Below are 13,524 nucleotides of genomic sequence, written 5' to 3'. Positions count from 1 at the left end.
GTACGCGCGCGTAGCGGACGTTTCAGCTGTCCCGAGTCGTCCAATGGGCCACTTCTTCCAAGGCATCTGATGTGCGAACGGTAGCAGCCTTCAGATCAGGTCATTCATTGCCTTCAGCCTGAACCTGCGGTTTCTTCGGGCTCTGAAAGCTCTCGCTCAGCGACGCCAGTGCAGTCTTCAGCTCGTCAGGGATAGATGTGAGATCCTTAAACTCATCGAAGGCATGCGCGACGCGCTCATTCGCTGATTTCTCGAACGGTCCGAACCCTTCAGAAATGCGCGCTCCCGCGCCAAGATCGCTGGAGGCGCCCATTGGCACGAGCAAGAGGAGTGCAGTCCCGACGATGCCGATTTTGCGGATGCGGGGGATCGGCGGCGGCTCCACGAGGCGGTCGTTGGCCATGGTCGTTACCTCAAGGCGTACTGTGCCGCCATCATGCCGCTCGTGGCGCACAAACGGTAGACCGTGCGCGTACCATTAAGAGGTACTCAAAGCAGGGGCGGTTTCTTATCTAGCTATCAGAGAAGAGACGGCCAGAATTTCTTGCAGAGGCCCCGATCAGCATGGCAAACAATGACCGTGATTCCCTTTCGAAGCCGCCGCACATTCCTAGGCTGGCTCACAATCTTAGGCGCGTCAGCCGCGAGCGTTTTCGCGTTTGTTGCCGTCGCAAAGTTCTTGGCCTGGCCAGATACGCCTCGCGCGACACCGCGCTATGACGGAGTATCTCAAGCAATCGAGGTGATCGACGGCGAGACCGTAAGGATTGAAGGTAGGACCTACCGTCTTGTCGGCTTTAACACTCCAGAAACGGGCGATCTGGTTCGTTGCGACGACGAGCGGAAAAGAGCGGATGCCGCTACTCATCGGCTGAAAGCTCTCATCGCAACGAGCGATGCGCGCTTAAGCCGCGTCGCTTGCGCATGCAAACCGGCTCTGGAGGGTACAAAGCTCTGCAATTACGGGCGCCTTTGCGGAGTGCTAACGGTCGCCGGGCGCGACGCGGCTCAGATCGTGATTAAAGAGGGGCGTACCGAGCCGTATGTATGCAGCGGGACGCTTGCCCGCGGTGCAGATCGTGGTGTGGCTAACGTAAGATCGTATTCGAGCGGAGGTGGTCATTTCGGGGCGACCATAATCGGTGGCGGCTCAGCCGCGCTCAAATGTATTCTCATTGCAGCTTGTTCTTCGGAAAGCCTCTTTTCGAGGTATTGCCGTTCAACCTCACTCAACTTGGTCTTGAGCAAGCGCCGATACCGATCGATGTTGTTCTTATGGGTCCGTAGACGAGCAATTCTTTCTTCGGTCATCGTCCATCTCCCGACGGGCGTAGTCGCAATTATTTTCTGTAAAAATGAAGGGGTTAACCCCACCTCGATAGTGGCAGCCCAAGCAGTCCGGTCAAGATGAGAACGCGACTAGTCGCCCAAAGGCAGAGTTCTGCCATAACAAAGCATACGCGATTGCAGCTCGTCAAAAATGCTTGGCAGCAAGAAGCCCGAGCAGAACTGTGCCCGAGACGATGGATACTGCGACCATATTAATCAGGTTTCGCGTGGCACCGATAGCATCGGTGCCGAGGAGGATGGCAACGAGCGCGCTTTTGATTTCTTGCGTTTTGACGTTTGTGGCGTTGTTTTGTAGGCATTGCATTTCAGAGATGGCGGGCCAGGCCGCCATGCGGCCTGACCCTGGCGCTTCCCTGTCGGGATTTGTCCCCGATCTGCAGCCACCATTGCATGCTCGCGGACGAGAAGGCTTAAGGGATCTGGTAAACCAAAGCGGACCGGAGCTGATGGCTTATGAATTCACGATGTCTATTGCGCGGAAAGGAGAGCCAGACTTTGCCATCTCGGTGACTATATCAACCGAGGCCTGCTCAAGGCAGCGTGAAACCGTGCGCCGGTACCGCAAGTCTATGGAAGGTCGAGCCGATTTCGGAGGAAGTTGTTCCATGGACGAAGTGATCTTGCGCAAATTGGAGGAGCGTCTCGGACCGCTCCATGCCAGACAGCGATTGGGTATCGAGACGGACCACGAGGCACAAATCTTCGGCCGAGGCCTCCTCTCCTTTCACATAAGGAGCTGGTATCCAGTCCATTCGGTCATTCGAACTGCACTTAAGCTGACCGGTCTCTACTGGCGCGGACACCGAAATACAGGAAGCATTCTCGTCAAACGCAATGATGTTATATTCAAGGAGTTGCCACCGCTTTTCGACGGCTTCACCATACTCCACCTTAGCGACATGCATGTGGACATGAATGAAGCTGCCATGCAGCGCCTGATCGAACTCGTCGGCGACATGCGCTACGATCTATGTGTTCTAACCGGCGACTATCGGGGGAAGAACTTTGGACCGTTCGAGGCAACCTTGAACGGCGTCGCACGACTGCGAGCTCATCTAAAGGAGCCCGTTTATGGAGTTCTGGGCGACCATGATACCATCCAAATGGTTCCGGGGCTGGAGGCCATGGGAATACGTATGCTGCTCAACGAGAGTGAGGCGATTGTGCGCGGCGATCAGCAAATCTATCTAGCCGGGATCGATGACGCCCACTGCTTCAAGGCCGACGATATCGAAAAGGCTGCATTGCAAATCCCGTATGGCGAGTTCTCCATTTTATTGTCACATACACCGGAGATCTATCGTCAGGCGGCTCATGCCGATTTTAAGTTGTTGCTGAGCGGGCATACGCACGGTGGGCAGATCTGTCTGCCAGGATCTATTCCGATCATACTTGATGCAGTATTGCCTCGACGGATGGGGGCAGGAGCTTGGCGGTATCACGACATGGCTGGTTACACCTCTGTGGGGGCTGGATCGAGCGTCGTTCCTGTTCGTCTCAACTGTCCACCAGAAATCACCCTGCACTGCCTTCGTTCGGGCTAACGGGGGCTAATATGGTTCGTCGCGCAGGTGGGCTCGGAATAGAAAACGAGACAGAAGTAGCGCGCCGATAAAAAAGATCCCGATGCCAAGCGCTATGTCTGCGATCGTCAATGAAAGCGCGTCGCGGCATGCCAGCATCGGAAATAGGGATTCGGGAACCTGATCGAGCCCGAGCGCCTGGCTGCTCGGCGGGTAGTTTAGGCGGCGCTTCACGAAACTGGAGAACAAATCGCCCGCCATAGTCGCGCCCGCTACGATTGCACCGATCGTCAGATCCAGACCGATAAGCGGGGCGCTTGCTGTCGTGATGAGGACTGAAATCAAAATACCGCGGATGGTTTTCGATGGCCCAAACAACGGCCTCCCATCAAAAAATACGGTGCCGGTATCCAGCGGAAAGGAAAACCGTGGGCCAAAAATCTTCTTTGCAACGATCGGTGCGCCGTTCGCTAACGTCATTAAAACTAATAATTGCAGAATATGCAGAAGTTGCATTTCTTCAGCTTAGCTTATAGTTGCTCATCCTTGAAGCCGTCGCTGCTCGGCTGCGCCGACGTGATCGAATAGCGATGCAGTTTGCTGCAGTGCACGAGCCAAATGACCCAGCGCGACATTCAATGGAAGCGTGGGAATTAGCCACTGTTGGGTTGACCTTGGCCTCATGAGAATTCGCCATATCTGCCCGGAGGCCGTTCGAAAGGACTAGCTGGTGGACGAAGACATTCTGCACAAACTCGAGATCCGTCTCGGGCCGCTCCACGCCCGGCAGCGATTGGGGATTGAAAGAGATCACGAAGCTCAGGTATTTGGCCAGGGCCTCACATTTTTTCACCTTGAAAACTCATCTTGGGCCGAGTGGATCATTCGAAATGTTCTGAAGGCAACAGGGCTCTACTGGCGTGCACGACAGAACGCAGGACGCATTCTCGTCAAACGAAACGAAATGAGGTTTAAGACATTACCGCCCCTCTTTGAGGGCTTCACCATTCTGCACATTAGCGACCTTCACGTGGATATGAATGAAGTTGCCATGAGCAGGCTCATCGAGCTGGTTGGCAGCATGCAGTACGATGTGTGTGTCCTTACTGGCGATTATCGGGGGCGGACTGTTGGGCCGTTCCAGCCCGCGCTGGATGGCGTCGCGCGAGTGGCAACTCATCTGAAACAGCCAATCTATGCGGTGCTCGGCAACCACGATACGATTCAAATGGTCCCAGGTCTTGAAGCTATGGGCATCCGCGTGCTGCTCAACGAATGCGAAACAATCGTTCGCAAGGACCAACGGATCTATCTGGCGGGAATCGACGATGCACATTTCTTCAGAGTGGACAACATCGAAAAGGCCGCTCTCTCGATACCCCGCGGTGAGTTCTCGATCTTGTTGTCTCACACACCGGAGGTCTATCGTCAGGCTGCGCATGCCAACTTTGATCTGATGCTGAGCGGACACACCCACGGCGGTCAGATTTGTCTCCCCGGATCCATTCCCATCAAGCTCGAGGCGGTGCTACCAAGACGGATGGGGGCTGGGCCTTGGCAGTACAGAGATATGACCGGCTATACTTCCGTTGGTGCGGGCTCGAGCGTCGTTCCCGTGCGCATCAATTGCCCGCCGGAAATTACCTTGCACAGCCTACGCCGCGGCTGACGCTGACCTCATACGGTTCATCACGTACATGAGCCTGAAACAAGAGTCAGGAGGGAAGTAGCTCGCCGACTAAAAATACCCCAACACCCGAGGCAGCTCTCGGCAACCGAGACTTCCTTCTAAACCGGCCCTATGTCACCGGTGACGGGGAGAATGGCACGTGCTGCCTGACATTTCGTTTCGAAGTATTTCCTGCTTTCCCACGCTGACGCCGTTTTCGAAACGAGGCGATCGAACAAGTCACAGGCCAGTGTGAGGTTGGGTCCTGCGAACAGCTCCTCCACGGCACGAAAGTGCGATGAATGGGGCGCTGTCATTCAACTCGCAATCTGCTCAATGCATAAGTCTCTTCTGGCCCGAACGCGAAGCACAGACCGGCTCTGAAATCGTCCGGTTGTCGCGGTAGACCACAGGGCTTTGCGCGCTTTGTTTGATTGTTGGTTGTCTTGTATTCGACCGGGCAGAGGCCTGCGCGGTGGCGAGTTCGCAAAGTGGTGTGCTCTTTGACCATATTCCCGAAGAAATCGACGCGCCAGTAATCGTCGAGGTGACGATCGTCAGCAGAGAAACTGATATTCGCTCTCCGAACCATACTCCATTGGCAGTGATGAATGCTCGTGTCGAAAGAGTCGTCAGGGGAACACTCGATAGCGACGCGTTAAAAGTAGTTACCTACCTTAGCACTTGCTCCAGAATTGGCGTAGGACATGGTTTCGCGGCCGGAACGCTCGAGCATGATGCTCAGCTTGGGCCCAAGCTGATTGCGATACAGCGATTCCCCGAGATTCTCACGCAAAGACGATGAATTCAGCCCGTCTTATCGAAGTCTGCTTAGTGAGGCAGAGCAGGCCGTAATTTGCCCACGTTGAGTACTTCTCAGTTTGACCCACTTCCGACATTTCGATGGCTGGTACCGTCAGCGATCCGCGTTCACTGACCTAGCTTCTTGATGCAAATCGGTTGGCCATTAGGGACAGGGGTGCAATCCCAATCCGGACCGAAGCCGTTATTCGGCTTAGAAGTCGGAAACCAATAGAAGCTGAAAGCGAAAAGGCAAAGCAGAGCGACGATGAATAGAACGCCCATCACATCGCCGCGCTTTGGATACGGCAGAGGCCATCTCATTACAGTGTCTCAGCCCGAATTTTGGTCGTGGCAGAAGGATCGGGAAACCCCAAGCGAATAGCCCCGACGAGCGAAAAATATTTTACGCGCATTATGCATTGACCCCTCGCTCAGTCCTGCGTATCGCACGCAATCTGGGACGCTACGCTGACAACCTATAGGCGAAACGATCTTTCACGTCACTTAATCGCTCAATTCAAATCGCGCTGATTATCAGCGACAGTCGCCTATTGGCCCATGGCCGACCTGCCGTGCGCAACGGGTCGAGGACCGCTTGTGACCCTATGTGGTTGCACCAAGACGCGCCCGTCCTGAACGGATTGGATGCCGCTGGCGATCTCAACCAGCTTGGGAGCGGCGTTTTTCCGGATTGGCTAAAGGGCGAGCTGAAGTGTATTTCATGGTGGCGAGCAATACCATTGCGTCGCCGTGACTGACCAACCGCATCGGCGGTGCTAGCCTTCGATCACGCTACTTCGGCTCTTGCTTGCCAGCCAATTCGCGAGCAGCCAAGCTAAGCTCCAGCTCTCTAAGCTGTTCGACCAACTGCTCCACGATCTCTTCACAGTCAGATGGCGTCAGTGAATGCACGCCGCGCAATGCCAGTTGGTTCTGGAGGATCGTCGCCATCATGGCTTTAACGCTCATTACCTCTCGCCTGAAAAGCTAATCGTCATAAAAACAATCTGAAGTAGATGCCAAACGCTACGGATGCGCAATCTCCGTAGAATTACGGGCCATGACGAGGCCTTTGCACTGCATATGCGGCATGCTCGACAACCACCTTTGGCCGCCGCTCGACAATTGAGCGCGAATAAGAAGCGCCGGATTGCGCCCGTTGTTTTCGGGACGCGATTTGAAGCGCAACGAAAGCCGAATCGCGCTTCGAGAAGTAAAAATTGGTTCTGCGTAATAATTATAATGACTCCGACGCAAAAATAGAAAATAGGGTGCAAAAAACAAAATAATGGGAGGAGTAGTGGTGGATACTGTAAGTCGCCTGCGCGCAATGGCATCGCTGTGCCGTCAGACCGCCGCGCATCACCCTGATCGAAGTTGGAAACTGCTCGCCGAAGCTGAGTTTTGGGAGCATTTGGCCAATGATGCGCGCCTCGATTATTTCGAACAATGCTCAGTTGGTCCATCGCTTCAGCCAACCGGAGAGCGGAGTACCACGCAATCGGAAGCGGCCCGTGTGAGATGAGTGCCCCGGCGAAAGACTCCTGCGAAATAGTTCGTTAGCTTCTGTGTGCCTGAAATATAAAGTGCCGCTCATCGCCGATTTGCGGCATTTGGAATGGGAATGCCGGCCCTGGCTGTTTGCCCCCATCCTGCGGCTGGGGCCATTTTGAACTTTGACTAAATCGTTCAAGCCCGGTCCACGAGCATGTTCAAGGGCATTGCCATCGCGCTATTTGGAATAAGCATTTTTCGCAATTTGATCGGGCGCTCTTCTATGGCCGCAGCACTGATGCTGCGATCAGGCTTGTGCGGGAGATCAGCCGAGGCTTTGGGTTACAAGGCACCGCACGCGAGCGCCTCGTTCATCACACCAGCGCGTGCGACGGCTACTTCTTCACCAGTATTCCAACCGTTCGGGCCATCCGCCTAACTGATCCGGCGTGGCGGCCCAGCTCGGCGGCTCTCTTTGACGCGCCAACTCCCTGCCGCGCCAGCCTAATCAATCGTCGGAGCTCCTGCTGGGCCCATTGCTTTGGCTTCGGTGCTTTCATGGGTACGGCGCTCAGAACCTGCCGAGTTAACCAGCGCGCCTAGTTGCCAACACTTGGGAAATTTAGGGATCATGCCTTCCATCACGAGGCTCAGCGCTACGGCGGATTTGGCCCTCGCGAGAGGGGCTTGTGCGGCGTCCCGACTATTGCGTGAACTCTATTGGGGATCGAATCGGCGCACGGATAGTTGGCGTCGCGGGCGTAAGTAGGCCCGCTATGAAAGGTAGATCGGACCTGCCGCATGCGAACGCCCGACCGCCGCTTTTGACCCCGCAACGGACATTAGGTGGGAGGTCCCGCTCAAGGCATGGGGCGGCGGCCTGATCGGCCCGAAGGATCCGCTATCCAGCACCGTCTTCGCCGACTTCACCGGCCGCGCCGAAGCGGCTACATCGCCCGTTTCATTTACTGCGTCGGCAGAACCAAAACGCGAGATTGGGTTGCATTCATAGAGAAGATCTCCTCGATTTCGAGATGCATGGTGTCGCGGCATTCGCACGCCAGCGCTGCGAGCCGCGAAGGGTCGATCTCGATCTCGCCTCGCCGTTCAGATATGATCGCTCCGGAGGCGCGCAGATTCCGCATCAGGAGCGTCACCGTCGTTCGTCGCACACCTAGTATTTGCGAAAGCGCCTCCTGGGTGAGCGGGAGGACGTCGTGGTCGACGCGGTCGCGAAGATGGAGCAGCCAGCGCGCCATGCGGGCTTGGACCGGATGCAGCGCATTGCAGGCCCCGCCGATTTGTAGCTGTATCAGCATCGCCTTGAAGTGAATCTGGACTGCGTAACGGATCGCGGGGCTCCGGCTGAAAGCGGCGTGGAATCGCGATGCGGGGATCCGCGAGGCGGTGCCCGCGGCACGAACGATGGCGGTAACGGCCGCAGGAGACGGCCCGAGCACGGAAAGAGTGCCTACTGCTCCCTCGCGCCCTATTGCGGCGCTGGCGACCGTCTGCCCGTTCGCCATGTCGATCATCACAGAAATGGCGCCACTATGGGGGAAGAGGACGTGCTCGGTCTGGTCACCCGCCCGCGAGACGACCGAGTCCCGATCGAGCGCGACCATCTCTAGGTCGGGTGCCAGCAGATCGAGATCCGCCGCCGGTAGTGCTGCCAAAAGTCGGTTACCGATCCCGCTGGAAAGCGTCACTGTAGCCCGCCGCGAACCATCCGCCGCATCGCATTTCGAGCGGCATAGGGCGGCAACCTCGAACTTTGTTTGAATCCGCCTACGCTTCGCCCCCCGAAATCCAATTCAGCTGCGGAAGCTCTCAATGTCAAAAATTGAACTCCAAACACACGCGATCGCGAGGCGAATTTTTGTCTCGCAGGATCATTGAGGACTTAGATTCCAGCGTTACGCGGCACAATTGCAAGATGCGTATGGGTAACATCATAGGGAGTTCCAATTTCCGGGGCGCGGCAAACGCCGCGGCGATGTCGGAAGAGTGTGCGCGAACCATGCCCCGGACCGCGATCGTCGCGTTCTGCACGATGATGCGCACAAGCTACTGGAAGCTTACGTCTTGGAATTCTGCCAGCACGCCCCGCCGAGACAGACGATGCGCGGCATTCCCCGCGCATGCCGACGAGGTGGTCGTTTGGTCCGAAAGTGGCACCTTTCTTGGACCTCGCGCGATGTCCGCATTGCGTCCGTGATGCGCAGCAAAGCGGACACTAGCGGTCCATTTGATGTCCGCCTTCCCTTGCTGGACTGCAGATCAATCCGTCAGCAGATCATAGTCCCGGCGCAAAACAGTTTGGACGTGAACCGCGGCGCGCGCGGCGGTATTGGCATCTGCCGCGCCCGCTACGATCACACAGAGCGACCAGTTATTTTCAGCGTGCTTTGTAACGCGATTGATCGCTATTTCCAGGACGTTATGACAGCCAGGCTGCTTTCTCACTTCTAACAACGCTCGACGCTGCAATTCCTGGATTGAAACGCGGATCTTGGGCATAGGACTCGCTCGGAAATCTTACTGGTTGGGGGCCGCGCGCCCTATACCTAACAGAACAAGCGCAATTCGGGTTCCACTTGCGAGAGGCACGAACCTTCGATCGCAAGCTTGGCACCCGATATCCTGCTGCAGCTGACACTCGCGATGTCAGCTCATCGGGGTAAAGTGGACTTCGCAACAGAGCGTGCCCAAGCCCGAAATGACCCTAAACCGACATCCCGCAATGCAAAGATCCTGGCCGCGAATTCCGCGAAAATGGACGTCGAATCCGAGTTAGCCGATAAAGCAGGAGCCATGCTGAGAAACCGAGGAATGCGGCAGCCCTCAGTTGTCCTGGCTTGCCGCGCCACAATAACTCTGAAACAGTAGACACGGCTCGTCGGATAGGGGGCGCTCATGGAGTGTCCAAATTGCCATTCCGACACACCGGACACCGGCAAGTTCTGCATAGCTTGCGGCGCCGCGGTCGAAGCGCGCTGCCCCTTCTGCGGTAGTGCAAACCGTCCAAATGCCAAGTTCTGCGCCGAGTGCGGCAGGCCTCTCACCGCGAGAGCCTCGACCACCCGTGAGGCGCCGCTGTTTGCGGCGGCCTGTCCGATCGCTCCAGTTGCCGCATCCGCCGAGCGGCGGCAGTTAACGGTGATGTTCTGCGATCTCGTCGGCTCGACACAACTGTCCGCGCGGCTCGATCCCGAGGATCTGCGCGACGTCATCGGTGCGTACCACCGTGCCGTCGCCGAGATCATTGCAAGGTTCGAAGGGTTCGTTGCCAAATATATGGGCGACGGGGTGCTGGCCTATTTCGGATATCCCCGAGCCCATGAACACGATGCCGAGAGGGCGGTCCGCGCCGGTCTGGCATTGGTCGAAGCGGTACCGAGGCTGGAGCTGATCACCGAATGTGGCCTGCAGGTCCGCATCGGCATCGCTACCGGTCTTGTCGTCGTCGGCGATCTGACCGGATCGGGCGAGGCGCAGGAACGCGGTGTCGTTGGCGAAACCCCCAATCTCGCCGCCCGCCTGCAGACGCTGGCGCAGCCCGGCATGGTGGTGATCGCGCCGAGCACGCGACGGCTGACCGGCGGCTACTTCGACTACCGCGAGCTTGGCGGCGTCGCGCTCAAAGGCTTTGGCGAACCTGTCAGCGCTTGGCAGGTGGTGGCCGAGAGCGCGGTCGAAAGCCGATTTGAGGCACAGCACGAGATCGCGCTGACCCCGCTGATTGGGCGTGAGGAGGAAGTCGAGCTGCTGCGCCGCCGCTGGCGTCAAGCCGAGAAGGGCGAAGGCCGAGTGGTGCTGCTGGTCGGTGAGGCTGGCATCGGCAAGTCGCGATTGACCCGCGCGCTGCTGGAGGGGCTGGCCGCCGAGCCGCACCTCCGACTGCGCTACTTCTGCTCGCCGCATCACCGGAACAGCGCCTCGTTCCCGGTGATCAGCCAGATCGAGCACGCCGCCGGCTTCCTCCGCGATAACACCGCCGAGCAGAAGCTGGCTAAGCTCGATTTACTGCTGGCTCGCGCAGCCGCCGAGCCCGAGGCGGTCGACCTGATCACCGACTTGCTGTCTTTGCCGGCGCGCCACCCTGCACCGGAGCCGAGCCCGCAGCAGCGCAAGGAGAAGACGCTCGCGGCATTGCTCGCCCAAGTCGACGGACTGGCGCAGGAGCAGCCGGTGCTGATCTTGTTCGAGGACTTGCACTGGATCGACCCGACCTCGCTCGAATTGTTGACGGCGATCGTCGATCGGGTGCAGCGTCTGCCGGTGCTGCTGCTGGCGACCGCCCGTCCGGAGTTTATGCCGCCCTGGCCTAGCCACGCCCACGTCACGGCATTGTCGCTGACCCGCCTGAGCCGGCGTGAGTGTGTGGCATTGGTTGAGCAGATCACTGGCGGCAAGGTGCTGCCGGACGAGATTCTGGAGCAGATCCTCGCCCGCACCGATGGTGTCGCACTGTTCATCGAGGAGTTGACCAAGACTGTCATCGAAGGCGACATGCTGATCGATATGGGTGATCGATACACGATGGCGGGGCCGCTGCCGTCGCTGGCCATCCCGACGACCCTGCACGATTCGTTGATGGCCCGGCTGGATCGCTTGGCGCCGGTCAAGGAGGTGGCGCAGATCGCGGCTTGTATCGGGCGTGATTTCGACTACGATCTTCTCGCGGCGGTTTCGGGCATGCCCGAAGACGGCCTCCGTTCCGCCCTCGAGGCATTGCGGCACGCCGAGCTCGTGATCCCCCGCGGGCTGTCTGGCGAATTATTCAGCTTCAAGCATGCTCTTGTCCGCGACGCCGCTTATGCCGGGCTCCTGAAGAGCCGCCGCGTGCAGCTTCACGCAGCCATCGCCCGCGCTATCGAGCAATCCTTCGCGCACCTCGTCGAGACCGAGCCGGAAACCTTGGCACATCATCTGACCGAGGCGGGGCTGCCCGAAAAGGCGGCGGGTTACTGGCTGCGCGCCGGCAAAATCGCCGCCTCGCGCTATGCCAATATCGAGGCGATCGCCCATATGCGCCGGGGCATCGAGGCTGTCCGCCGCTTCCCAAGCGGCGCAACCAATGACCGGCTCGAGCTCGACTTGCAGTTCGTGCTGGGACCTTGCCTGATCGCCACCCAAGGTGTGCGCTCGAACGCCTATGCGGCAACCGTCACTCGCGCCCGCGAGCTTTGTGAGCGGCTCGGTGATACGCCTGAGTATCCGCACGTCATTCAGTGGTCAGCATATATGCATTTCGTCCGCGCCGAGTTGCCCCAGGCGCTGGACGGATTCACGGCTGCGCTCGGGCTTGCCGAAGCGGCCGAAAACCGGCCGGCTGCGGTCAACGCGATGCGTACAGTCGGAGCGACGCTGCTGTTTATGGGACGTCTCGTCGAAGGACGGCGGATGCTCGAGCGCAGTCTCGCCGAGTTCGATATGTGCGACGAAGCCGAAAGCTTGGCGACTCGGGCGACCGCTTGGGATGCCGGTGTAGCGGGCAATTTGCAGCTGAGCTGGACATTGTGGGCGCTTGGCTACCCGGATATGGCCAGGGCCAGGATGGGCGTAGCCCTTCAGCGCGCCGAGGCGATCGGGCATCCGCACACCGAGGCTTATGGCGCATATTACGCATCCGTTCTCCACGCCTTCTGCCGCGCGCCGGCCGTTGCGCACGCGCACGCCGAGCGTTGCCTCGCATTGTCGGAAGAGCACGGCTTCGAGTTGTGGCGCAACCGGTCACGCGCCGTTCGCAGAATTTGCGCGAACCAGTTCGACCCGTCGTCGGATTCGCTGGCAGCAGTGAGCGGCGAGTTGGCCGAGTTCGTCGGCACCGGCTATCAGATCAGCAGCACGGCGCTTTACGCCCTGCTGTCGCAGGCATTTTTGGCAAGGCGTCAGCTGATGTCCGCCCGAGAAATCGTCGGCAAGGGTTTGGCAACCGCCGAGCAGACGAGCGAGCGTTTTCTTGAAGCGGAGCTCCTGCGCCAGAAGGCACGCGCACTGGTCATCGAAGGTGGACCCGGTGTGTTGACCGACGCGCAAAAACTGCTCGAAGAGTCGCGGGCGCTCGCGCAGAGTCAAAAAGCCCGGTCGCTCGAACTGCGCGCCGCCGCAGACCTGGCCCGGCTCCACCGCGATCAGGGCCGCTACGCCGAAGCCCGCGAACTCCTCACGCCGGTCTACAGCTGGTTCACCGAGGGGTTCGACACGCCGGATTTGCAGGAGGCGAAGGCCTTACTGGAGGAATTGGGGTGACACCACAATGTGAATAGATGCAGTTTCCCGCCATTAGCAGATGCGTCCTCAACGACGGGGTGATGCCGATTCCCCGTGGAAGTCATAGCGCCCATTCCTGAGAAACAGATCCTGCGATGATGTCGCCTGTTGGCCCGTTTGAGACCTTACGATGGGCACTGAACATGTCCGCTCGCCGGGGCGCACCGGAAGTCGTGTGGGAGCTCGCGCCGACGGGGCGGTCAAGGCTGATCAGGGCGTTGTTGGCGATCGGCCCGGCGCTTCTCACCCGGCAAAGAGGCGCCGGGCCTATTGTTTGCGCGAATTGCACAACATTTCCGCGGGCCATCTGTGCGGCGAAAGCGTTCTGATCACGCGGGTCCTTGGTGCGACACCTGGAACATCCCAGCCTCGGACCATCCATCCGCGAGCCCCTGCTTCCTATCGGTA

The 13,524-nt window shown here is 58.6% G+C and carries 11 protein-coding genes; 4 read left to right on the top strand and 7 right to left on the bottom strand.

Annotated elements, in window-relative coordinates:
- Nucleotides 1-100: 100 nt before the first annotated feature.
- The 3 genes from ACE10W_RS27845 to ACE10W_RS27835 all read right to left on the bottom strand — a co-directional run bounded on the left by ACE10W_RS27845 (nt 101) and on the right by ACE10W_RS27835 (nt 1,681).
- Nucleotides 101-403 carry a hypothetical protein gene (locus tag ACE10W_RS27845; protein WP_060908346.1) on the bottom strand — a complete coding sequence of 101 codons (303 nt, stop codon included), beginning with the start codon at nt 401-403 and terminating at the stop codon, nt 101-103.
- Nucleotides 404-1,119: 716 nt separating this feature from the next.
- Complete coding sequence (locus tag ACE10W_RS27840) at nt 1,120-1,311, bottom strand: hypothetical protein (RefSeq protein WP_271553193.1); 192 nt, start codon at nt 1,309-1,311, stop codon at nt 1,120-1,122.
- A 163-nt stretch (nt 1,312-1,474) separates the two neighbouring features.
- Entirely contained in the window at nt 1,475-1,681 is a 207-nt protein-coding gene (locus ACE10W_RS27835) for a hypothetical protein (RefSeq protein WP_271553192.1), read from the bottom strand.
- Nucleotides 1,682-1,955: 274 nt separating this feature from the next.
- Between ACE10W_RS27835 and ACE10W_RS27830 the strand changes: the two genes are divergently transcribed.
- On the top strand, nt 1,956-2,894 hold the full coding sequence (locus tag ACE10W_RS27830) for a metallophosphoesterase (RefSeq protein ID WP_097532614.1): 939 nt from the start codon (nt 1,956-1,958) through the stop codon (nt 2,892-2,894).
- Nucleotides 2,895-2,900: 6 nt separating this feature from the next.
- Here the strand turns inward: ACE10W_RS27830 and ACE10W_RS27825 are convergent, their stop codons facing one another.
- Nucleotides 2,901-3,389 (bottom strand): CDP-archaeol synthase, encoded by a 489-nt coding sequence (locus ACE10W_RS27825; RefSeq protein ID WP_097532615.1) that lies wholly within the window; start codon nt 3,387-3,389, stop codon nt 2,901-2,903.
- 214 nt (nt 3,390-3,603) lie between these two features.
- On the opposite strand from ACE10W_RS27825, the gene ACE10W_RS27820 reads away from it, so the two are divergent.
- Both ACE10W_RS27820 and ACE10W_RS27815 read left to right on the top strand, forming a co-directional pair.
- Nucleotides 3,604-4,542, top strand: a complete 939-nt coding sequence (locus tag ACE10W_RS27820; protein ID WP_097532616.1) for a metallophosphoesterase — start codon at nt 3,604-3,606, stop codon at nt 4,540-4,542.
- Nucleotides 4,543-5,017: 475 nt separating this feature from the next.
- On the top strand, nt 5,018-5,347 hold the full coding sequence (locus ACE10W_RS27815; RefSeq protein ID WP_271553190.1) for a hypothetical protein: 330 nt from the start codon (nt 5,018-5,020) through the stop codon (nt 5,345-5,347).
- Nucleotides 5,348-6,138: 791 nt separating this feature from the next.
- Here the strand turns inward: ACE10W_RS27815 and ACE10W_RS27810 are convergent.
- From ACE10W_RS27810 to ACE10W_RS27800, 3 genes are all read right to left on the bottom strand, one after another.
- Nucleotides 6,139-6,315: a hypothetical protein gene (locus ACE10W_RS27810; RefSeq protein WP_171463796.1), complete on the bottom strand. Its 177-nt coding sequence runs from the start codon at nt 6,313-6,315 to the stop codon at nt 6,139-6,141.
- Between the two features lie 1,490 nt (nt 6,316-7,805).
- Nucleotides 7,806-8,549: a Crp/Fnr family transcriptional regulator gene (locus ACE10W_RS27805; RefSeq protein ID WP_304564191.1), complete on the bottom strand. Its 744-nt coding sequence runs from the start codon at nt 8,547-8,549 to the stop codon at nt 7,806-7,808.
- Nucleotides 8,550-9,120: 571 nt separating this feature from the next.
- Nucleotides 9,121-9,360: a hypothetical protein gene (locus ACE10W_RS27800; protein WP_162603685.1), complete on the bottom strand. Its 240-nt coding sequence runs from the start codon at nt 9,358-9,360 to the stop codon at nt 9,121-9,123.
- A 396-nt stretch (nt 9,361-9,756) separates the two neighbouring features.
- On the opposite strand from ACE10W_RS27800, the gene ACE10W_RS27795 reads away from it, so the two are divergent.
- Nucleotides 9,757-13,095 carry an AAA family ATPase gene (locus tag ACE10W_RS27795; protein WP_375762209.1) on the top strand — a complete coding sequence of 1,113 codons (3,339 nt, stop codon included), beginning with the start codon at nt 9,757-9,759 and terminating at the stop codon, nt 13,093-13,095.
- The last annotated feature ends 429 nt before the right edge of the window (nt 13,096-13,524 follow it).

The organism is Bradyrhizobium sp. B025, assembly GCF_042257955.1.
Lineage (GTDB): Bacteria > Pseudomonadota > Alphaproteobacteria > Rhizobiales > Xanthobacteraceae > Bradyrhizobium > Bradyrhizobium diazoefficiens.
The sequence above is the reverse complement of the archived record's forward strand: the minus strand, read 5'-3'. Positions and strand labels throughout refer to the sequence as shown.